This is a genomic window from Nocardia sp. NPDC050793, from assembly GCF_040654065.1.
GTDB lineage: Bacteria > Actinomycetota > Actinomycetes > Mycobacteriales > Mycobacteriaceae > Nocardia.
The window spans coordinates 536,930-556,543 of record NZ_JBFAHG010000005.1 but is presented as its reverse complement, the minus strand read 5'-3'; the positions used below and the strand labels follow the sequence as shown (position 1 = coordinate 556,543).

Sequence of the window (19,614 nt, the reverse complement as noted above, 5' to 3'; positions counted from 1 at the left end):
CCACCCGCCACCCGGGGGCGGGCGGCGCCCACTCCGGGTTGCGGGTGAGCGCGCCGCTCGCGTTCCGGGTGCGCTTGCGGCGCAGACGCATTGGGGGTTGTCGGGAGCGGCGGACCGCGAGCATCTTGGGAAGATGAAGATTCTTGTCACGGGAGCCACCGGCAACATCGGACGGATGGTGGTCGACCATCTGCTGACCGGCGGCGCGACCGATGTGCGGGCGCTGTCGAACCACCCCGAGCGCGCCGGATTCCCCGCGGGCGTCGAGGTCGCGCACGGTTATCTGCGGCGGCTGTCCTCGCTGCCCGCCGCCTTCGATGGCGTCGACCGCATGTACCTCGCGCCAGTGCTGGAGACCGTGAGCGAGGTGGTCGAGCTGGCGAAGGCGGCTGGCGTCCGGCACATCGTGGACCTTTCCGGTGACGCGTCCACCGATTGGCAGCCCATCGCGAAGGCCGTCGAGGATTCCGGCCTGGACTGGACGCATCTCTACGCCGGCGAGTTCAGCGAGAACGCCGCCATCTGGGCCGACCAGATCAGGGCTACCGACGAAATCCGGGATCCGCACCCCGAGGCCGCCAACGCGCCCATCACGATGGACGACATCGCCCGAGTCGCGGCGAAGGTCCTGCTCACCGAGCGACACGCGGGCAAAACCTATGAGCTGACCGGCCCGGAGACGCTCACCAGGGCCGAGAAGATCCGCGCTATCGGCGCCGCACTCGGGCGGGACCTCACCGTCGTCCAGGCGCCACGTGACGAAGCCATCCGGCTGCTCGAACCGGCGATGGGGCCATACGCGGAGTGGTACGTCGACGGGATCGCGAGCATGGTCGACCACCCGCAACGGCCGACGACCACGCTCGCGGACGTCACCGGCGCACCAGCCACCACCTTCGCGCAGTGGGCGCGGGACAACGTCGAACAGTTTCGTTGACTCGGGGTCGCGCTCGGCGGCGGCACCGGCCCGGCATCGGATTCCGCTGACCGAGGTACTCAGGGTCTGGCGCGGTCGTATTCTGCGACGGTGGCAGCGGAGTCGATGTCCGCCGCGCGTCCGTCGAGCGGATGGCGCGCGCTCGCGGTCGTCTGCGTGGTGGCGGTGGCGGCGGTCGGGTTCATAACCCGGCCGTTCGGTTGGGCCGCGACCGTTCTGGTGCTGGTCCTCAGCGCCGCCGCCTTGGTGTGGGCGATGCGTTCCCCGAATTCGGTCGAGCCGAGGAACCGGCCGCTGCGCCGGGGTACGGCGGTGTGGTCCGCGCTGCTGCTCGCCGTCGCCGGGTGGGAGGCGTACGCGTTTGTGCGCCAACCGGATTGGACGAAACCCAGCGACCAGCACCCGACGCTCTCGACTCTGCTCGATCCGGGTCTCGAACAGGGTGCGCTGCGCTTCGCGGGCTGGCTGGTCTGGTTGGCCGTCGGCTACTGGCTGGTGACGCGATGACCGAGCGCGCCGTCATCATCGTCGGCTTCGCCGCCCTGCTCGGGGTCGCCTTGGTCCTGACAGCCCTCGCCCACCTCCGCCCCGACCTGCTCGCCCCGCTGAGCAAGGTGGCCGCCGCGGCCCTCGGCCGCCGCCCGGTGCGAATCATCGCGGTGCTCTGCTGGGCCTGGCTCGGCTGGCACTTCCTCGCACGCTGAAGCCGTCCGCCAGCTTCGCAAAAGCCTCACATGCCCGCAGAGGGCGTAAGCGTGCGAGGCGACTCGGCACTGACCGACCCGGTCCCACACACGCATCACACGCCTCACAGAGCCGCTGACTCTGTGAGGCGTTCAAACGGTATGTGGGGGCGGTGTCCGGAGGGGATGCGTTCCCCTCCGGACGGACCAGGACTACCGCGCGTCGAAGGCTCGCGCTCGCAGCGAGCGTTCGATGCCCGCCTTGCCCTCGGAGACCAGGCGGCGCAGCGCGGGCGGGTGGTTCTCGGCGAGGAACTTGTCCGCGACGGCGACCGCGTCGTCGGTGATCTCCCAAGCGGGATACAGGCCGACGACGACAGTCTGCGCGACCTCGCTGGAGCGCCGCTCCCACACCGCGGGGATCTCGGAGAAGTAGCGTTCCACGAACGAGCCGAGCAGCTCGCCCTGGCCCGCCGGGGCGAAGCCGCCGACGATCGCGCGGGCGGTGATGTTGGGCAGCGAGTCGTCCTCCATCACCCGGCTCCACGCCTGTTCCTTGACCTCGGCGATCGGCCGCGCGGCCGCCGCGGCCGCGGCCTGGCGCTTGCCTGCGGCGGTCGGGTCGTTGGCGAGCTCCCGGTCGATGGCCGGGGTGGCCGCGCCCTCGGCATCGATCTCGCCCGCCGCGGCGAGCGCGGTGACGAGTCGCCAGCGCAGATCGGTGTCGATCGTGAGCCCGGCCAGGCCGAGCGCGGCCGGGTCGCCGTCGAGCAGTTCGCGCAGCACCTCGGTGTGCCAGGCCGACAGCCGCGCGCCGGTCAGCGCGTTGACGAAGGCGAGCTGGTGGTCGGAGCCCGGCTCGGCCTCCCGCGCCAATTCCAGCAGGCGGTCGGCGAATTCGGGCCAGCCGACCGAGTTCGCCCACGTGGGCTCGGCGTAGCTGCCGATCGCGGTGTGCGCCTGCATGAGCAGCCGCTGCACCACGCCGATCTCGGATTCCGCGCCGACACCGCGCTGGACGAGCGCGACGAAATCGCGGGCCTTCAACTCGGCCTGCCGGGTCATCTCCCACGCCGCCGACCAGGCCAGCGTGCGGGGGAGCGGTTCGGCGATGTCGGCGATCCGGTTGACGAGCACGTCCAGCGAGTCGGCGTCCAGCCGCACCGAGCAGTAGGTCAGGTCGTCGTCGTTGACCAGCACGAACTTGCCGCGCGGCACGCCGACCAGCTCGGGCACCTCGGTGCGCTCGGCGGCGTCGAGGTCCAGTTCGACGCGGTGGGTGCGGACCAGCTTGCCGTCCTGATCGTCGTAGACGCCGACCGCGAGCCGGTGCACGCGCCGCTCACCCGCGCCGGGCGCCGCGCCCTCCTGGATCACCGCGAAGGAAGCGAACTTCCCGTCGGCGCCGACCTGGAAATCGGGCCGCAGGATGTTCAGGCCGGTGGTCTTGAGCCACTGGGCTCCCCAGGTGGACAGGTCGCGTCCGGAGGACTTCTCCAGCGCGCTCAGCAGGTCGTCGAATGTGGCGTTGCCGTAGGCGTGTTCGACGAAATAGGCGCGCAGACCGGCCAGGAACGGCTCCAGCCCGACGTAGGCCACCAGCTGCTTGAGCACGCTCGCGCCCTTGGCGTAGGTGATGCCGTCGAAGTTGACCTCCACCGCGGCCAGGTCCGGGATGTCGGCGGCGATCGGGTGCGTGGAGGGCAGCTGATCCTGCCGGTACGCCCAGGACTTCTCCACGTTCGCGAAGGTGGTCCACGCGTTGGTGTACTCGGTGGCCTCGGACTGGCACAGCACCGAGGCGAAGGTGGCGAACGACTCGTTCAGCCACAGGTCGTCCCACCACCGCATGGTGACCAAGTCGCCGAACCACATGTGCGCCATCTCGTGCAGAACGGTCTCGGCGCGGCGCTCGTAGGACGCGCGGGTGACCTTGGACCGGAAGACGTAGTCCTCCAGGAAGGTCACAGCGCCCGCGTTCTCCATCGCGCCGGCGTTGAACTCCGGCACGAACAGCTGGTCGTACTTGCCGAAGGCGTAGGGCACGCCGAAGTTGGCGTGGTAGAAGCCGAAACCCTGCTTGGTCTCGGTGAAGAGGCGGTCGGCGTCCATGTGCTCGGCCAGCGACGCGCGGCAGAAGATGCCGAGCGGGATCGAGCCGTGCTCGTCGGTATAAGCGTCGGTCCACTTCGCGTACGGACCCGCGATCATCGCGACCAGGTAGGTGCTCATCCGCGGCGTGGTGGCGAAGGTGTGCACGGCGACCCCGCCGGCCTCCTCGCGGCTGCCCGCGCCGTTGGAGACGACCTCCCAGTCGGCGGGCGCGGTGGCGGTGATGTCGAAGGTGGCCTTCAGGTCCGGCTGGTCGAAGCAGGCGAACATGCGCTTGGCGTCGGCGGTCTCGAACTGCGAGTACAGGTAGACCTTGTCGTCGGTGGGGTCGACGAATCGGTGCAGGCCCTCGCCCGTGTGCGAGTACACGCAGTCGGCCTCGACGACCAGCTCGTTGCGTTCGGCCAGGCCGTGCAGCGCGATGCCCTTGGCTTCGTCGTAGTCGGAGACATCGAGCGCGACGCCGTTGAGCACCGCCGAGCGCACGCCCGCGGCGACGATGTCGATGAAGGTGCTCGCGCCCGGCGTCGCGGTGAAGATCACGGTGGTCTTCGAGCCGAATGTCTCGTCGACCGCGGCGTCGACGCTGGTCGGCTGGCCGGTGAGATCGAGTTCGATGCGGTAGTTCTCGACGCCGACCGTGGCGGCGCGCTCGACCGCCTGGTCGCGGGTGAGATTCGGGGCAGACATAGAACTCCTTCGCTCTTCGACGAACACGGCACGGTGCGAGCTCGCGGCGGGATCGCCCACCGGGAGCGCGACAGCGTCCACAATGCCACCGGGCGGGTCAGCCCGCGCGGAACTTTCTCGCCAACCCTAATCGCCGCCCGCGAGTAGCTGACTTCGCAGAGGTTTCGTACGCCTCGCAGACGTTGCGGCCATTGTGAAGCGTACGAATCCTCTGCGAAGTGGACCTGATCGCCCGTTACGGCTGCGCAGGTGGGGGCAGGGGGACAGGCGGACGGCGGCGGTATCGTTCCTGTGCAGCGCAGACACACATCCAAGGATTCGGAGGCTCCACGTTGAAGCATGTGCACGCCGGTAAGGTGCGCGACCTGTACGAGGACGGCGACACGTTGCTGCTGGTGGCCTCCGATCGGGTCTCGGTGTACGACGTGGTGCTGCCGACGCCGATCCCGGAGAAGGGCGCGCTGCTGACGCAGCTGTCGAACTGGTGGTTCCAGTTCTTCTCCGACGTGCCCAATCACGTGCTGTCCACCACCGACGTCCCGGCGGAATTCGCGGGCCGCGGTGTCCGGGTGAAGCCGTTGAAGATGGTGCACGTGGAGTGCATCGCCCGCGGCTACCTCACCGGATCGGGCCTGAAGGAGTACGAGCGCACCGGCACCGTGTCCGGCGTCGCGCTGCCGCCCGGCCTGCGCGACGGCGACAAGCTGCCCGAGCCGATCTTCACGCCCACCAGCAAGGCGTCCGAGGGCCACGACGAGCCGATCACCTTCGCCGACGTGGTGAACCAGGAGGGCCGCGAGGTGGCCGAACAGCTGCGGGCCCGCACCCTCGACATCTACCTGCGCGGCGCCGAGCACGCCGCGGGCAAGGGCGTCATCATCGCGGACACCAAGGTCGAATTCGGCTGGGACGACGACGTTCTCACCCTCGGCGACGAGGTGCTCACCTCCGACTCCTCGCGGTTCTGGCCCGCCGACCAGTGGCAGCCGGGTCGTCCGCAGCCCTCCTTCGACAAGCAGTTCGTCCGGGACTGGTCCACCTCGACGGGGTGGGACAAGGAGCCTCCCGGCCCGGAGATTCCGGCCGACATCGTGGACGCCACCCGCCGCAAGTACCAGGAGGCGTACGAGCTCATCACCGGCGTGAAGTGGGCGTCCGCCTGAGCGTTGTCAGGCGTCGGGCCCTGCGTGCTCAGGGCCGAAGCCGTTGGGCTGGTTCGGGTCTCGGTCGGCTTCGGCGCGCAGATGATCGGCGAGCCGGTCGAGGTAGGGCCGCTGCCCGCTGACCAGTTTGTCGTTGGCGGCCGCCAGATCGAACCACTCGGCTCGATCGATCTCCGGGAAGGCGACGAGGCGGCCGGAATGCGGCGGCCATTCCATCTCGAAGGTGCCCGGGTTCATGTCGGCCGGATCGAGGTCGCCCTCCACTGCCCACGCGATGAGTCGCTTTCGCCCACTGCTGTATAGGACCTCGCCCAGCGGGACCCATTCCCCTTCGGGCGCGGGCACTCCCAGCTCTTCGGTGAATTCGCGGCGGGCAGCCAGCGCGGCGTCCTCGGTGTCCGGGTCGTATTCGCCCTTGGGGATCGACCAAGCGGCGTTGTCTTTACGCGCCCAGAAGGGTCCGCCCATGTGGCCGAGCAGGACCTCGGGACCGGCCGCCGTGGTGCGGCGAAACAGGAGAACGCCCGCGCTGAATGTCGCTGTCACATGCGTAGTCTGCCTCCCCGCCCCGCCGCGTGACCGTTTCCTGGTCCAACCGCGCCGCGCGCAGCATCGAATAGTCCCGGTCCGGCAGCTCACCGCGTCACTTGCTGCGACGCCGTCCGATGCGGTGGTTCGTGTGGCTCGACGCAGAAGCGCGGAAGGAGTTCAGTGCCGCGCCACCATCGCTTGGTGCAGTTGCGCGGCACGCAGCGTCAGATAGTCCCGCTCCGGCACGCTCGTGGTCCGGCGGGCCGCCGCGGTGTAGCGCGCGATGGCGGGCGGGTACTCACCCGCCATCTCGTGCAGGTGCCCGCGTACCGCGTCGAGCCGGTGACCCGCTCCCGCGAGCGGATCATCGAGGGTGTCGATCAGTGCCAGCCCCGCGGACGGACCGTGCACCATCGCGACCGCGACCGCCCGATTGAGGGTGACCATCGGATTCGGTGCGATGCGTTCGAGCACGTTGTAGAGAGCCAGGATGCGCGGCCAGTCGGTGTCCTCGGCGCGCAGCGCCTGCCCGTGCACCGCCGCGATGGCCGCCTGCACCTGGTAGGAGCCGGTGAGCCCCTGCGGGAGTGTCGCCGTAATCAGCCGCACGCCCTCGGTGATCATGGTCCGGTTCCAGCGGCCGCGCTGCTGTTCGGCCAGCGGGATCAGCTCGCCGTGCGGTCCGACCCGGGCGGCCCGGCGGGCGTCGGTGAGCAGCATGAGTGCCAGCAGTCCGGTGACCTCGATGTCCTCCCGCAGCAGACGATGCACGGCGCGGGTCAATCGGATCGCCTCGCCCGAGAGGTCGGTGCGCTGCAACGCGGCGCCCGAGGTGGTGGTGTGTCCCTCGGTGAAGATCAGATACAGGACGTGCAGCACCGAGCCGAGCCGCTCCCGCCACTCGGCGTCGCCGGGCCGGTCGAACGGGCGATCCAGCGCGGCGAGGCGCTTCTTGGCCCGCGCGATGCGCTGGGCCATGGTCGGTTCCGGCAGCAGGAAGGCGCGCGCGATCTCCGCGGTGGTGAGCCCGCCGACCGCCCGCAGCGTCAGCGCGATCGCGCTCGCCGAGGACAGCGCCGGATGGCAGCACAGGAAGAACATTGCCAGCGTGTCGTCCCGGTCGACGGTCTCGACGTCCGGCACCTCGCGTTCGAAAACCGCTGTCTCCCTGCGTCGCCGGGCCGCCTCGGCGCGCACCGCGTCCGCCATCCTGCGCTGCGCGACCTGGATGAGCCAGCCGCGCGGATTGTCCGGCAGTCCCTCCGCGGGCCACTGGGTCGCCGCCGCCAGCACGGCCTCCTGCACCGCGTCCTCGGCGGCGTCGAAGTCGCCGAACCGGCGCACCAGGACGCCGAGGACCTGGGGCGCGAGTTCGCGCAGCAAGGCCTCGGCGTCCGGTGTGATCGTCACTGTTCGGTTGCGGGAGCGCTCATCACCGCGCGCACTTCGATGTACTCGCCGATCGGCTTGCCGCCGGGGCCGGGCGCGGCCGAGGCCTGGGCGGCGATCTGCAACGCGCGGTCGGGGCTGTCCACGTCGACGATCCAGTATCCGGCCAGGAATTCCTTGGTCTCGGGGAACGGGCCGTCGGTGATCACCGGGGCGGAGCGGCCGTCGGCGCTGACCACCCGCGCCTCATTCGGTCCCGCCAAGCCCTGCGCGTCGACCAGTTCGCCCGACTTGGCCAGTTCCTCGCACAGCGCGCGCTGGAAGTCGATGTGCGCCTTGATGTCCTCCGGCGCCCACTCCGATATCGGTGTGTCGCAGAACGCGGCTTCGCTGTAGGTCTTGAGCAACATGTACTTCACGGTCGGCTCCTCGTGGATCGGCGCGCCCCTTCGGCGCTCTCGCAGGTAGGTCGGAACGGAGTGGCACGCCTCGACATATCGCGCGCACGATCCCAAGTGATCTGGATCACAGCGGAGTCGAGGTGTCGGCGAGGCGGTCTGGATCGACCGGCGCACCCGCGGTGATCAGCTCCTTGATCCGATCGGTCACGTCCCACACGTTGACGTTCATGCCGGCCAGCACCCGGTTCTGCGGGTCCAGCCAGAACGCGACGAACTCGCGCCCCGCCAGATCGCCGCGCACCACCACGCGTTCGTACCCGCCCGGCGCGGCGTAGCCGGTGTACTCCATGCCCAGGTCGTATTGATCGGTGAAGAAATAGGGCAGCCGGTCGTAGGTCGCCGACTTGCCGAGCATGGTCGCGGCCGCGACGGCGGGCTGGTTGAGCGCGTTGGCCCAGTGCTCGACCCGGATGCGCCGGCCGAGTCCCGGATGCTGCTGCTCGGCGATGTCGCCCACCGCGACGATGTCCGGATCGCTGGTGACCAGGCTCTCGTCGACGAGCACACCCTTGTCCACCGCGAGCCCCGCCTCCGCGGCGATCTCGAGGTTCGGCTTGGCGCCCACCGCGACCAGCACGGCGTCGGCGGCGACGGTCGTCCCGTCGGCCAGCCGAATCCCGTCGGCGATGTCCGTCGCGATGCCCTCGTGCGTGGTGATCTCGTCGACCTGCGCGCCCAAGCGGAGATCGACGCCGTGCGCGCGGTGCAGATCGGCGAAGACCGCGCCCATCTCGGGCCCGAGCGCGCCGAGCAACGGCTGTTCGGCGGTCTCCACCACGGTGACCGCCACCCCTGCGGCCCGTGCCGCCGCCGCGACCTCGAGACCGATCCAGCCTCCGCCGATGATGGCGAGCCGATTGCTCTGGCCGAACAGCTCGATGAGAGTGTCAGAGTCCTCGATGGAGCGCAACGTGTAGACGTTGGGAGCGTCGGCGCCCGGCAGCGGCAGGGTGCGCGGCGTCGATCCGGTGGCCAGCGCGAGCTTGTCGTAGGGGAGGGTGGAGTCGTCCGGCAGCGTGATCGTCTTCGCCTCCCGATCGATCCCTGTGACGGTGGTGCCGAGCAGCAACTCCACGCGGTGGTCGCGGTACCACTGGGCCGGATCGACGGTGAAATCGGCGAGCTGTTTCTTGCCGAACAGGTGTTCCTTGGACAGCGGAGGTCGTTCGTAGGGGAGATGCTCCTCGGCGCCGACGAGGGTGATGGTGCCGTCGAAGTCGTTGTCGCGCAGGGCTTCCGCCAGCTTGGCCGCGGCGAGGCCGCCACCCACGATCACGAAACGCCGATCCGAGGTCATTTGCGGACTCCTTCTCGGGAGAGGGAACGCGTGCCCACTCGAGCCTACTGTCGGCATGGGTTTCGCAACGCGGTATCCGGACATGATCCGGGGCGCGCGAACCGGGAACGAATCGCCGGGCGGCGTGGTTGGTTCCCGATAACGGCGCTTGCGCGCCGTGCTTCTTGTATGCGATCGAGAGGAACGACCCGTGACCGACACGGCCGAGAAGAACGTCGCCGATTTCTGGTTCGACCCGCTGTGCCCCTGGTGTTGGATCACTTCCCGCTGGATCTTGGAGGTCGAGCAGGTCCGCGACATCGAGGCGCGCTTCCACGTGATGAGCCTCGCGGTGCTGAACGAGGGCCGCGATCTGCCCGAGCAGTACCGCGAGCTGATGAACAGCGGCTGGGGCCCGGTGCGCGTCGCCATCGCCGCGGCCAAGGACCACGGCGACAAGGTGCTCGCCCCGCTCTACACCGCGATGGGCAGCCGTATCCACGACCGCAAGGCCGAATACGAGCGCCCGACCACCAAAGAGACGCTGGCCGCGGTGATCGCCGACGCGCTCGCCGAGGTGGGCCTGCCCGCCGAGCTCGCACAGGCCGCCGAGAGCGCCGAGTACGACGAGGCGCTCCGCAAGAGCCACTACGAGGGCATGGACAAGGTCGGCAAGGACGTCGGCACCCCGACCATTCACGTCAACGGCGTGGCGTTCTTCGGCCCGGTGCTCTCGCGCATCCCGCGCGGGGAGGAGGCGGGCAAGGTCTGGGACGGCGTCGTCGCGCTGGCCTCCTACCCGCACTTCTTCGAGCTCAAGCGGACCAGGACCGAAGACCCGGTCTTCGACTGAACGCGAAACCGGGCGCCGCGTGCTCGCGGCGCCCGGTCGCATGTCGGCTCATGGCACGGGCTTCGGCGGCAGACTCGGCACCTCGCCGTACTGGCCGTACGGCGCTGCCCCCATCGGCGGCCGCGGGCTCGGGCGCAGGAAGAGCCTGCCGTGCCTGCTGCGGTCGCGCAGCGCCCACATCCGCCAGGTCAGCACCGGGTGGGAGGACAGGGCATTGACGAACCAGACGAATCCGCCCTTCTCGGTGGCGGCGCGGTCGGCCATCTCGTCGAAGCCGACGAGGGTGTTCATGTACTTGCCCGCCGCCAGCGTGCCCATCGCGGCGGCCGCGCCGGTGTGCCGGTTGCAGTAGCCGTGGTTGTCGGCGGTGTACTCCTGCGAGCGGATCAGCGAGCTGCCCAGGATCGGCAGGAACGGCACCAGGAACATGCCCAGCTGTCGCCAGTACGAGGTGTGCCCGGCGGCGATGTGGCCGACCTCGTGGCCGATGATGAAGGCGAGCGCGTCGGGTTCGCGTGCCTTGCCGCCGATTTCGAACAGGTCGCTGTAGACCACCACGAAGCGCCGGAAGCCGTGCCCCGAGGCGAAGGCGTTGATTTGGCCGTTGCCGAGCACCACGTAGGCGTCGGGCACCTTCGCCATGCCGAACCTGGCGGCCGCGTCGACCACCATTCGATAGCCCTCGGGGAATTGCGTCGGCGACATCCTCACGCCGTTCACCCGCTGTGTCGCGTAGTTGAAACCGCGCCCCGCCCAGACCAGTAGCGGCGCGAAGACCAGCAGCAGCAGATAGTCGCTCGGCACCGCGCCGTCGGCGAGCGCGACGACGAGCATGACGAGGGCGATCAGGTACCCGACCACCGTGCACACCACGACCACGACGAGCAGCGGGATCTCCCAGCTGTGCCTGGCAGGCATCCCGAAGGGAGAGAGGCCGCGCGGCATGTTCTGCGGCGGCACGGGCGGCGGAGTGCCGTACGGCGTCATCGGTGCGGATCCGTAGGGTGACGTGGGCACCGTGCCGTACGGCGCCGAAGAGCCGGCGCCGTAGGGTACCGAGGGTCCAGCGCCGTAGGGCCTCGAGGACGCATCCCCATGGGGCGCTGATGATGTGGCGTCAAAAGATGGCGTGCCGTAGGTCGGGTGGGCACCGGTGTGCTGTGGCATCGCCGAGCCGTGCTGCGGCGGTTGCTGTGTGTACCCCCACCCGCTCGGCGGCGCGTCCGTTGGCTCCGGCTGGTCGGCTCGGTCCGGCGGCGTCGGTTCGTGCGGCTGCATGAGGTGCACTCTATTCATCGGTGGGGACGGGTTTCTCGTGTCCGAGGGGCCGGCGACGCTGTGCTGTCGGACACACACCTGGTCGGCGTCCGCGGGCGCCTCCCGTGTCAGCAGATTCGCGCCGAGCGGCCCCAGTGTTAATGGCGGACGGCGCCCTCTCGGATCCGCCGTCGCGTGGCCTGACACAATCGCAGCCATGCGCGTATACCTGGGTGCCGACCATGCCGGTTTCGAACTGAAGAATCACGTCAAGGCTCATCTCCAGCAGGCGGGCCACGAGGTCGTCGACTGCGGCGCCCTCGAGTACGACGCACTGGACGACTACCCCGCCTTCTGCATCGAGGCGGCGCGCCGCACCGTCGCCGACCCTGGCAGCCTCGGCCTGGTCTTCGGCGGCAGCGGCAACGGCGAGCAGATCGCCGCGAACAAGGTGCCCGGCGCCCGCTGCGCCCTGGCCTGGAGCGTGGAGACCGCGAAGCTGGCCCGCGAGCACAACAACGCGCAGCTGATCGGCATCGGCGGCCGCATGCACTCCACCGAGGAGGCGCTTGCCATCGTCGACGCGTTCGTCTCCACCGCGTGGTCGGAGGAGGAGCGCCACCAGCGCCGCATCGACATCCTGGCCGAGTACGAGAAGACCGGTGTCGCCCCCGCCGTCCCGGCGTACTGAGGTCGCGTCGGCAGATGCCTGAAGGGCATACGCTGCACCGCCTGGCGAACCAGCACCAGCGGGTGTTCGTCGGCGGTGTGGTGCGGGTGTCGAGTCCGCAGGGCCGGTTCGCCGATGGCGCCGCCCTGGTGGACGGGCAACAGCTGGTGCGCTCGGAAGCGCATGGCAAACACCTGCTACACCACTACGAATCCGGGCTCGCGGTGCACGTCCACCTCGGGCTCTACGGCAAGTTCTACGACTCGGAGCTGCCGATGGGCGCGCCGGTCGGGCAGGTCAGGATGCGGATGATCGGCGGTGCCGGAGTCGGCACCGACCTGCGCGGCCCCGCGGCCTGCGAGGTGCTGCTCCCGCCGGAGGTCGATGCGTTGACCGACCGCCTCGGGGCCGACCCGTTGCGCTCCGACGCCGACCCGGACCGCGCCTTCGCGCGAATCCGCCGTTCCCGCAGGCCGATCGGCGCGCTGCTGATGGACCAGAGCGTGATCGCAGGTGTCGGAAACGTCTACCGCGCCGAAGTGCTCTTCCGGCACGGCATTTCGCCGTACCGTCCTGGCGTCGATCTGAGTGCCGAAGAGTGGCGCGCCCTTTGGGCGGATCTGGTCGAACTGATGCCGGTCGGCGTGGCGACCGGGCGCATGCACGTGGTGCGCCCCGAACACGATCACGGCGAGCCGTCCTACGCCCCCGATCGTCCGCGGACATATGTCTACCGCCGCCCCGGCGCGGGTTGCCGGGTGTGTGCCGAGCCGATTGCTCACGCGGTACTGGAGGGGCGCAACCTCTTCTGGTGTCCCACCTGCCAGCCGAGTTGAGCTGGTTCCGTGCGGCTGCCGGGCCCCGGTGCGCCCGCGGGCGCACGGGGTTGCGAGTTCAGCCGGCGACGGCCGCGTCTATCTCCGGTTCGTCGGAGTCGGAGAACGCGAACCGTCGCCCACCCGCCGTCTTGGCCGTGTACATCGCCCGGTCGGCGCGCCGTAGCAGATCGGTGAAGTCGCACGGGGCGCCCGGCGGGTTGTAGGCGGTGCCCACGCTCGCCGAGACCGGCACCGGGCCCGCCGACGACCACACCGGGTCGCGCAGCGCGCCCACGATGCGGTTGGCGATCTCGGTGAGGGTCTTGCCGTCCCGGTTCACCGCCAGTACGAACTCGTCACCGCCGTACCGGCAGATCACCGTGTCGGGCGGGCACACCTCGCGCAGCCGGTTGGCCAGCTCGACCAGCACCTCGTCGCCGACCGCGTGCCCGTAGCCGTCGTTGATCTGCTTGAACCGGTCCAGGTCGATCAGTAGCAGGCCGACGCAGCTGTTCGGATCGGTGGCCATCCGGCGCACCTGGTCCTGCAGCAGCGTGCGGTTGGCCAGGTCGGTGAGCGCGTCGTGGGTGGCCTCGTGACGCAGCCGGTGCTGCAGGGCGGCGATCTCTTGCACGCGCAGCGACACCTTGGCCGACAGGCTCTGCTCCTGCTGGGCCAGCGCCCGCTCCTGCAAGGCCTGGGCATAGCTGTCGATGGCCTGGCTCGCCACGAACGGCCAGCGGGTCGCCACCAGTGAGCCCGGCCTGCCCGAGGGGAAGCCGAGCAGCCAGCGGCTGGCCTGGGCCAGCATCCTGGTCCGCTCGAAGGGCGGCTCGGCCAGGCGCGCGCCGAGCATCCGCGCCTCCGGCACGGGGAAGGGTTCGTGCTTGGCCAGATACAGCAGCCGTTCGACCAGTTCGATGAGAACAGGTTCCAGCTGGTGTGGTGTCGTGTGCGAGCCCGGCTCCGAGCACACGGCCCGTGCCCAGGCGCGACACATCGCGGCGACTGGCGGTTCGATGTCGGTCGCCATCGTCGTCACCGATCGCGGGCAACGTCGGTACCCGGGTGCCCTGTGCGCACACAGGTGCCGGCCTCACCCCGATCACTACTGCTACGCGGTTGTGTCCACCTCGCTCGGCGCACGCTCACCGCCCCCTTTCCAGATACCCCCGTCCGGCAAAAAGGATCCTAGCAAGCCACTCGGCACTGAAAAACGGCGTTTTACAACGAGTTTTCGATGCCTCGCGAATGGCGATCGGATGTGTGATCGTTACAGCGGCCCTGGCGTTACACAACGATTCGGGTTCGCTGGAGCGTCGCGAGTCGACACGCCGGAAGTGTGCTGGATCACTCGGCCGGGAGGGCGCTTCGGGGTCGGGCAAGGTGCGGGCCGTGTGGTTCGAGGTGCCGGGATCGGCCGGTTGGCGTCGGTGGTGCGTCCGGTGTGTCGCCGGGGGCGAGTCGCGTGGATCGGCTCGCGGTCTGTTCCGTCCAGGGCCCTACGTAGTGGCCGTCCGGATCCTTGTGCGCACAGGGTAGGTCGGTGCCGGTTCGGCGCGGGAACGTCGGCCTGCGTGCGCCGCGGTCGGCGTCGTGATTTCCGCGCACCGGATGATCAGGGCCGACGGCTCACGGTGTACCGCGCGGACCGGGGCGATTGGCGTTTCCGGAACCGGATTCGGTACAGTGCGTGGTGCACACGACATCGTGGCGATCCCATCGATGTCGTATGCCTGCGGGTGTAGTTCAATGGTAGAACCTCAGCCTTCCAAGCTGATGGTGCGGGTTCGATTCCCGTCACCCGCTCCACACCGAAATGGTCTCTGACCAGCGGCGGAGCAATTCCCGGTCGAACCGGGGGAGCGGCCACTGTTGCCAAAACTGTAGCCAATGGATCTCCCGGTAGTCCGCAACCAAATCGGGCGAATCGCCCCAGGTCAGACCGCACGCCAATGTTGCTGCGGCGGTGGCGATGACCCTCAACCGCACCCGCCAGGCTCGCCGGATGGCCTCGCTGCTGACCGAACGTGCCAGCACCCGAGTCACTCTCGACTACCACGACAGCGTCCACATTCGCGGGCGTGCTTGGCACGTCCACTGGACCGACGGCCCCACTTGGAAGCAGATGCTCGCCCTCGCCGCCGGGCTCGCCGATCAGGTGCCGGGCATCGACGTGACCCAGCTGCACCCCGCCCGGGCGAACACCGCGCTCTCCGAAGCGGTCTCGATCCTCGTCTGGCTCGACGGCGACGAGAGTCGTGCCGACTACTACCCGGGCGTCTGGCGCCAGTACGCGGTCGACGAGATCAGCTATGCCGAGCGGGCCGCCGAACCGTGGCGCCGCCGCGGTGAGGCGCTGCTGTCTCTGTCGGGCGGCACGCACCTCGACGGCGCGGCCTGCATCGCGATCGACGAGCAGCTGCGCGCGGCCAGCTGGACCGGCGTGCTCGCCTGGCTCGACGAGATCGCCTCGGGCGGACGACGATTGCGGGCCGTCCAGTGATGCGCCGGGTCATCACCGCGGCCCTCACCGCCGCGGTCCTGCTGTGCACGGGTGCGGCCTGGGCGGCCGGGCCCGCACGGGCGGAGGCTACCCCGATACCGGCACCGACCGGGCCGCACATGGTCGGCCGCGCCGAGGCCATCCTGACGGCCGGCACTCGCTCGATTCCGGTCTCGGTCTGGTACCCGACCACGACGGCCGGTGTGGCGCCATACATTCCAGCGTCCTCGCCTGCGGCACGCGTGCAGCTGGCCGGGCAGGCGGCGCTGTGGCTGCACACTCCGACCGCCGCCCCGGCGATGACCGCTGCAGTCCTGCCGGTCGCCGAGGGCGCCCCCGTCGCCGATGATGGTCTGCCGGTGGTGATCTGGTCGCCCGCGCTCGGCACGCCACGCTGGCTCGCCTCTGGCCTGCAAATGGATCTGGCCTCGCGCGGGTACGTAGTCGTGGCCATCGACCACACCGGCGAGTCGCCTGCCGTCGAGGTCTCCGGCCGCGTCCAGGCCGGATCACCACCGGACGCGGGCGACACAGCGTTCATGCAGCGTGCGTTCGACATGCGTCTCGCCGACGCGCGCCTCGTTCTGGACCGGCTCGCCACGCTGCCCGTCGTCGGGTCCCGTGCCGACCTCGGCCGCGTGGCAATGGCGGGCCACAGCTACGGCGGGCAGACCACGGTGTCGGCCATGGCCGCCGATCCCCGGATCCGCACCGGCGTGGTTCTCGACGGGCCAGCCGTGTGGGACGGCACCAGTGCGGCGCCCGACGTCGACCGGCCGGTGCTGCTGCTCGCGTCCGGTGCGACGCTGCACGCGTCCTGGGCCAGCACGAGAGCGACGATCGCCACGATCGCCGACGCCGGGCACTACACCGGCACCGATCTGCCCGCGTTCGGATGTGGTGTCGAGCTGTGCGGCACCATCGACCCGACCCGCGGCGCGACGATCACGCGATCAGTCGTCTCGGCGTGGCTCGACGAGCAGCTGCTCAACGCCGATAGCGTGATGCCGGACGATCCCAAGCTGCGATGGCGGGTGAGATGAATACGGTCACGCTGCAATTCGATGTCCCTGACGAACTGCGCGAGATCTTTGATCACGAACTTGATCTCGTGCTGAACACCGCCGAGCCGATGCTGGCCTGGCTGAAGAAGAATGGTGGCCGGTTCCACTGCGACGGCACTGGAACCGCCGCGGTCCTTTTCGCGTCCAAGCCTGTATGACCACCATCACCGAGTTCGTACGCGCCAGGCTCTGGGACGACGAGCACGCCGTGCCGACACCGGCCGAGTCGGATCGAGTCGTCCGCGAGCTAGAGGGAAAGCGGCAGATGTTGGCGCTGGCGTTGAGCACGCCGGACCGCCAACTCGGCGACGGCCTGCTGCGTAGCCTGGCGCACACCTACGCTGTGCACATCGACTTCCAGCCCGAGTGGGCGATGTAGGCGCACTGCGAGAGGTGGGACATGTCCGACGAGCCGCTGCTCGACGACGACCTCGAGTCGCTGATCACCGCGGTGGTCGAGGCGATCGAGCCGGGCGCGGCGGTCACCGTCGACGGCGTGCACCGGGTCGTCGCTGAAAACGATCCCGAAGTCGCGCCGGAGACGATCGCGCAGGTGCTCCGACTGCTGCGCGAGCCACGTCTCGAATTCAAGCCGGGCGAGCCCCCGACCGCGGTGCTGGCGCGGATCCGGGTACTCACTGGGGAGCTGCTCGACGAGCCTGCGCCCGAAGTAGACGACCGCTACTGACGCCCTGGCCTACGCTGGCGCCATGGCTTCCACCGTTTGGGCGATCACTACCACGACGCCGACGAAAGACGCTGCCCTGGAAATCGCGAACACCACTGTTGCCGAACGAGTCGCCGCCGGTGCATGGATATCCGGCCCGGTGACGTCCGCGTGGTGGCACCTCGGTGAGAGTGGCACCGGCGAGGAGTGGAAGGTCGAGCTGCGCACTTCCGACGCTCTACGCGACCGCCTTGCCGCGCGGATCAAGGACCTGCACCCGTGGGATAACCCAGAGCTGACCGGCAACCGGATCGAATGGTGCCCACCGGAATACGTCGAGTGGATCGAGAAATCTACAGGCGCGGCGGAGTAGGCACGCGCGCCGCAGCGACCCGCGACCCAAGGTCGCTGGCACCCGTGATGCCGAGTCCGATCGATCGCTGGGCGATCTGAGCCACCCGAGCGAGCGGTCGCACCGAGGCAACTCGAACCGCAAGAGCGAGAGCATCATCGGCCGTCGCGAGTGCGCCGTCGGTGTCGCCCGCGTCGAGTAGCGAGTCGGCGAGCCAGGTCATGTAGAGCGCCTTGTCACGCGCCCAGTGATCTGGGTAGCTGGCGAGCGCGCGCTCAAGGGGCGCGGTCGCCCTGGTGGGATCGCGCAGCACCGACCAGACGCGGCCGGTCATGATGTCCAGTTCGGTGCGGTTCATCCACGCGAACCACTTTGCGGCCGGGGCCGACTCGGTGTCGTCGAGCGCGGTGTGCGCTGCGTCGAGCGCCCGCGCCGCCTTATCTCGCTCGCCCGCAGTTGCCAGCGACCATGCGCGCCGGGATTCCAGTAAGGCTCGCGCCTTGGCCGGTGCATCATCACCGACGGTCGAGCACGCCGCGTCAGCGGCGTCGACCGCTACCCGGTCCCCGGTGGTGTAGGCGATTTGGATCAGCGCGTTGGCGGCGAGCTCTCGGTTGCCCAACTCGTCCGCGGCGCGATGGCTGTATCCGTACAGGCCCAGCGCCTCGGAGGGAAAGCCGGCATCGAACGCCGCCCAGCCTGCCTGTTGGGCCTGCTCTCCCGCCAGCTGGGTGAGCGCCGCCTGGATTGACCCGCTGCAGCTGGAGCGCCGGAGAATCTGCTCGGTCTGGGCCAGCTCGGCGAAATACAGCCGGAAGGTGTCGCCGCCGCCGAGGAAGTTGTCGAGATCCTGCAAACGCGTGAATCGGGCCCGCATCTCGTCGAGATCGGCCGCGCCCGCACGGCGGGGCGGCTCAGCGAGCATTGGTGCAGCGATGCCCAAGGCTAGGAAGTTCCTACGTCTCGTGGCCTCGTCCTTCTCGGCGTCGCGCTGCGTTCGTTTCGGGAACAGACCGATTTCGGATTCGCTCCCTACGTCCAACAGTGCTACCAGAGCGCGCCGGGTGGCCGCACGCGGCCAACTGATCTCGCCGCGCTCGATGCGCCCGTATGCCTGCGCGTCGAATCCCGGTGCGCGGCCGGTCTCGCATTCGATCTCCACGCAGACAAGCTCGGCCAGCTCGCGATGCGTCCAGCCCTTCGCCAGCCTGCGAGATTTCAACAGCTCGTTCGTCGGTGCCCCCGCAGTCGATGCCGTTATTTGCCTACAGTTTTGCGCTGTTCGGACCAGGTCACAAGGCGCAACGCTGTAGTAGCCCCCGACGCCGGGTTGAAAAGCCCGGGCTCTGCGCTCCTCTCCCCCGGAGGTCCGCAGGGCGCTCGCCCGGTCGCTTTCCGCAAATCGAGGCCGGGCGAGCCTGCATCCCCGGCGTCGGGTGCACACCAAGCACGCTGACGCGGAGGGGTACCGCGATGACCTTGACGGAGGCGCGGGTAATGGCTGCGCTGCACAAGCACGGGCCGCTGACGATGGCGCGCCTGGTCGAAGAGACAGGACTGCGAAGGCCAACAGTCCGGCCAGCCGTCCGGACCCTTGCGTTCAACGGCCTGATCGAGGACCGCTACGACGAATGGGCACTTTCAGAGCGAGGCCGCGCCTACGCGGCTACCCCACGCGGGCGCAACGCACTCGACGTACCGCGGGGGCGATGATGTACGGCCACGACGACGCGGTGCTGATCAACAATCTCGGCTGCCACAACACCACGTACCCTGCGTCGAGCCTCCGTGCCGCGCACCGGACTATGCAGGTCCACCTCGAATGTCGTGTGGGCGAGTGCTCGGCGAAGACGGCCGCCCACACGACGTTGCAGGACGCCGGGCGCCTGATTCCTGATTCGAGTCGGGTGCGGGAATGACGGTCGATGACGCGCTATCGCTGCTCGTCGAAGAGGACCCCACGGCCTGGAGCCAGATGGAAGACGGGTCATGGCGAGTGGTATTCGCCGACGGGCGGATGTCCGACCCGCTGCCCGACCACATCGCCGAGGCACTACGCATCACCGTTTTCATGCCAATTGAAGGGAGGTGAACATGGCAGAGCACCCTGGCGCGGACGGGAATGCCGGCGATCTCTGGAACGAGCGGCCCAACCGTCTCGATGACGGGCAGGACGGCGCCCGAC

The 19,614-nt window shown here is 69.3% G+C and carries 24 protein-coding genes and 1 tRNA gene; 17 read left to right on the top strand and 8 right to left on the bottom strand.

What is annotated here, in order from left to right:
• Positions 1–133: 133 nt before the first annotated feature.
• The 3 genes from AB0H50_RS20795 (at position 134) to AB0H50_RS20785 (ending at position 1,641) form a co-directional block, all read left to right on the top strand.
• A complete protein-coding gene (locus tag AB0H50_RS20795) occupies positions 134–937 on the top strand; it encodes an NAD(P)H-binding protein (RefSeq protein WP_357454894.1) in 804 nt (267 codons plus the stop codon).
• A 90-nt stretch (positions 938–1,027) separates the two neighbouring features.
• A complete protein-coding gene (locus tag AB0H50_RS20790; protein WP_357454891.1) occupies positions 1,028–1,444 on the top strand; it encodes a hypothetical protein in 417 nt (138 codons plus the stop codon).
• On the top strand, positions 1,441–1,641 hold the full coding sequence (locus AB0H50_RS20785; RefSeq protein ID WP_357454888.1) for a DUF6186 family protein: 201 nt from the start codon (positions 1,441–1,443) through the stop codon (positions 1,639–1,641). Before AB0H50_RS20790 ends, AB0H50_RS20785 begins: the two co-directional genes overlap by 4 nt.
• A 192-nt stretch (positions 1,642–1,833) precedes the next feature.
• On the opposite strand, the gene pepN is transcribed toward AB0H50_RS20785, so the two are convergent.
• Positions 1,834–4,422 (bottom strand): aminopeptidase N, encoded by a 2,589-nt coding sequence (pepN, locus tag AB0H50_RS20780; protein ID WP_357454885.1) that lies wholly within the window; start codon positions 4,420–4,422, stop codon positions 1,834–1,836.
• Between the two features lie 332 nt (positions 4,423–4,754).
• Between pepN and AB0H50_RS20775 the strand changes: the two genes are divergently transcribed.
• Positions 4,755–5,585 carry a phosphoribosylaminoimidazolesuccinocarboxamide synthase gene (locus tag AB0H50_RS20775; protein WP_357454882.1) on the top strand — a complete coding sequence of 277 codons (831 nt, stop codon included), beginning with the start codon at positions 4,755–4,757 and terminating at the stop codon, positions 5,583–5,585.
• 6 nt (positions 5,586–5,591) lie between these two features.
• Here AB0H50_RS20775 and AB0H50_RS20770 read toward each other — a convergent pair whose 3' ends face one another.
• The 4 genes from AB0H50_RS20770 to AB0H50_RS20755 form a co-directional block, all read right to left on the bottom strand.
• Complete coding sequence (locus AB0H50_RS20770; RefSeq protein ID WP_357454879.1) at positions 5,592–6,131, bottom strand: NUDIX domain-containing protein; 540 nt, start codon at positions 6,129–6,131, stop codon at positions 5,592–5,594.
• 162 nt (positions 6,132–6,293) lie between these two features.
• Complete coding sequence (locus tag AB0H50_RS20765; protein ID WP_357455355.1) at positions 6,294–7,520, bottom strand: DUF6596 domain-containing protein; 1,227 nt, start codon at positions 7,518–7,520, stop codon at positions 6,294–6,296.
• A 2-nt stretch (positions 7,521–7,522) separates the two neighbouring features.
• Positions 7,523–7,924 (bottom strand): YciI family protein, encoded by a 402-nt coding sequence (locus AB0H50_RS20760; protein ID WP_357454876.1) that lies wholly within the window; start codon positions 7,922–7,924, stop codon positions 7,523–7,525.
• A gap of 106 nt (positions 7,925–8,030) precedes the next feature.
• Positions 8,031–9,263, bottom strand: a complete 1,233-nt coding sequence (locus AB0H50_RS20755; RefSeq protein ID WP_357454873.1) for an FAD-dependent oxidoreductase — start codon at positions 9,261–9,263, stop codon at positions 8,031–8,033.
• A gap of 190 nt (positions 9,264–9,453) precedes the next feature.
• Between AB0H50_RS20755 and AB0H50_RS20750 the strand changes: the two genes are divergently transcribed.
• The gene (locus tag AB0H50_RS20750; RefSeq protein WP_357454870.1) at positions 9,454–10,095 is read left to right on the top strand and encodes a disulfide bond formation protein DsbA; all 642 of its coding nucleotides are present in this window, start codon (positions 9,454–9,456) and stop codon (positions 10,093–10,095) included.
• A 48-nt stretch (positions 10,096–10,143) separates the two neighbouring features.
• Here AB0H50_RS20750 and AB0H50_RS20745 read toward each other — a convergent pair whose 3' ends face one another.
• Complete coding sequence (locus tag AB0H50_RS20745) at positions 10,144–11,040, bottom strand: M48 family metallopeptidase (RefSeq protein ID WP_357455352.1); 897 nt, start codon at positions 11,038–11,040, stop codon at positions 10,144–10,146.
• A gap of 529 nt (positions 11,041–11,569) precedes the next feature.
• Between AB0H50_RS20745 and AB0H50_RS20740 the strand changes: the two genes are divergently transcribed.
• Both AB0H50_RS20740 and AB0H50_RS20735 read left to right on the top strand, forming a co-directional pair.
• Complete coding sequence (locus AB0H50_RS20740) at positions 11,570–12,043, top strand: ribose-5-phosphate isomerase (protein WP_068062489.1); 474 nt, start codon at positions 11,570–11,572, stop codon at positions 12,041–12,043.
• Positions 12,044–12,057: 14 nt separating this feature from the next.
• Positions 12,058–12,858, top strand: a complete 801-nt coding sequence (locus AB0H50_RS20735; protein WP_357454867.1) for a DNA-formamidopyrimidine glycosylase family protein — start codon at positions 12,058–12,060, stop codon at positions 12,856–12,858.
• Positions 12,859–12,916: 58 nt separating this feature from the next.
• Here AB0H50_RS20735 and AB0H50_RS20730 read toward each other — a convergent pair whose 3' ends face one another.
• Positions 12,917–13,873 carry a GGDEF domain-containing protein gene (locus AB0H50_RS20730; protein ID WP_068062495.1) on the bottom strand — a complete coding sequence of 319 codons (957 nt, stop codon included), beginning with the start codon at positions 13,871–13,873 and terminating at the stop codon, positions 12,917–12,919.
• A gap of 705 nt (positions 13,874–14,578) precedes the next feature.
• On the opposite strand from AB0H50_RS20730, the gene AB0H50_RS20725 reads away from it, so the two are divergent.
• From AB0H50_RS20725 to cutA, 7 genes are all read left to right on the top strand, one after another.
• Positions 14,579–14,652: transfer RNA gene (locus AB0H50_RS20725), tRNA-Gly, on the top strand.
• Between the two features lie 163 nt (positions 14,653–14,815).
• Positions 14,816–15,346: a hypothetical protein gene (locus AB0H50_RS20720; protein WP_357454864.1), complete on the top strand. Its 531-nt coding sequence runs from the start codon at positions 14,816–14,818 to the stop codon at positions 15,344–15,346.
• Positions 15,346–16,389, top strand: coding sequence for an alpha/beta hydrolase (locus AB0H50_RS20715; RefSeq protein ID WP_357455349.1), 1,044 nt, complete (start codon positions 15,346–15,348; stop codon positions 16,387–16,389). Before AB0H50_RS20720 ends, AB0H50_RS20715 begins: the two co-directional genes overlap by 1 nt.
• Positions 16,386–16,568, top strand: a complete 183-nt coding sequence (locus AB0H50_RS20710) for a hypothetical protein (RefSeq protein ID WP_357454861.1) — start codon at positions 16,386–16,388, stop codon at positions 16,566–16,568. Before AB0H50_RS20715 ends, AB0H50_RS20710 begins: the two co-directional genes overlap by 4 nt.
• Positions 16,565–16,789 carry a DUF6221 family protein gene (locus tag AB0H50_RS20705; protein ID WP_357454859.1) on the top strand — a complete coding sequence of 75 codons (225 nt, stop codon included), beginning with the start codon at positions 16,565–16,567 and terminating at the stop codon, positions 16,787–16,789. The genes AB0H50_RS20710 and AB0H50_RS20705 overlap by 4 nt, the downstream gene beginning before the upstream one ends.
• Positions 16,790–16,810: 21 nt before the next feature.
• On the top strand, positions 16,811–17,098 hold the full coding sequence (locus AB0H50_RS20700) for a hypothetical protein (RefSeq protein WP_357454857.1): 288 nt from the start codon (positions 16,811–16,813) through the stop codon (positions 17,096–17,098).
• A 22-nt stretch (positions 17,099–17,120) separates the two neighbouring features.
• Positions 17,121–17,450 carry a divalent cation tolerance protein CutA gene (gene cutA, locus AB0H50_RS20695; RefSeq protein ID WP_357454854.1) on the top strand — a complete coding sequence of 110 codons (330 nt, stop codon included), beginning with the start codon at positions 17,121–17,123 and terminating at the stop codon, positions 17,448–17,450.
• Here cutA and AB0H50_RS20690 read toward each other — a convergent pair.
• Positions 17,431–18,651: a helix-turn-helix domain-containing protein gene (locus AB0H50_RS20690; protein WP_357455384.1), complete on the bottom strand. Its 1,221-nt coding sequence runs from the start codon at positions 18,649–18,651 to the stop codon at positions 17,431–17,433. The two genes, cutA and AB0H50_RS20690, sit on opposite strands and share 20 nt — an antisense overlap.
• Here AB0H50_RS20690 and AB0H50_RS20685 point away from each other — a divergent pair.
• Genes AB0H50_RS20685 through AB0H50_RS20675 form a run of 3 tightly spaced genes read left to right on the top strand, consistent with a single transcriptional unit; the run spans position 18,540 to position 19,521 of the window.
• Complete coding sequence (locus AB0H50_RS20685; RefSeq protein WP_357454851.1) at positions 18,540–19,142, top strand: MarR family winged helix-turn-helix transcriptional regulator; 603 nt, start codon at positions 18,540–18,542, stop codon at positions 19,140–19,142. The two genes, AB0H50_RS20690 and AB0H50_RS20685, sit on opposite strands and share 112 nt — an antisense overlap.
• The gene (locus AB0H50_RS20680) at positions 19,139–19,348 is read left to right on the top strand and encodes a hypothetical protein (RefSeq protein WP_357454848.1); all 210 of its coding nucleotides are present in this window, start codon (positions 19,139–19,141) and stop codon (positions 19,346–19,348) included. Before AB0H50_RS20685 ends, AB0H50_RS20680 begins: the two co-directional genes overlap by 4 nt.
• Entirely contained in the window at positions 19,345–19,521 is a 177-nt protein-coding gene (locus AB0H50_RS20675) for a hypothetical protein (protein ID WP_357454845.1), read from the top strand. Before AB0H50_RS20680 ends, AB0H50_RS20675 begins: the two co-directional genes overlap by 4 nt.
• Positions 19,522–19,614: the final 93 nt, after the last annotated feature.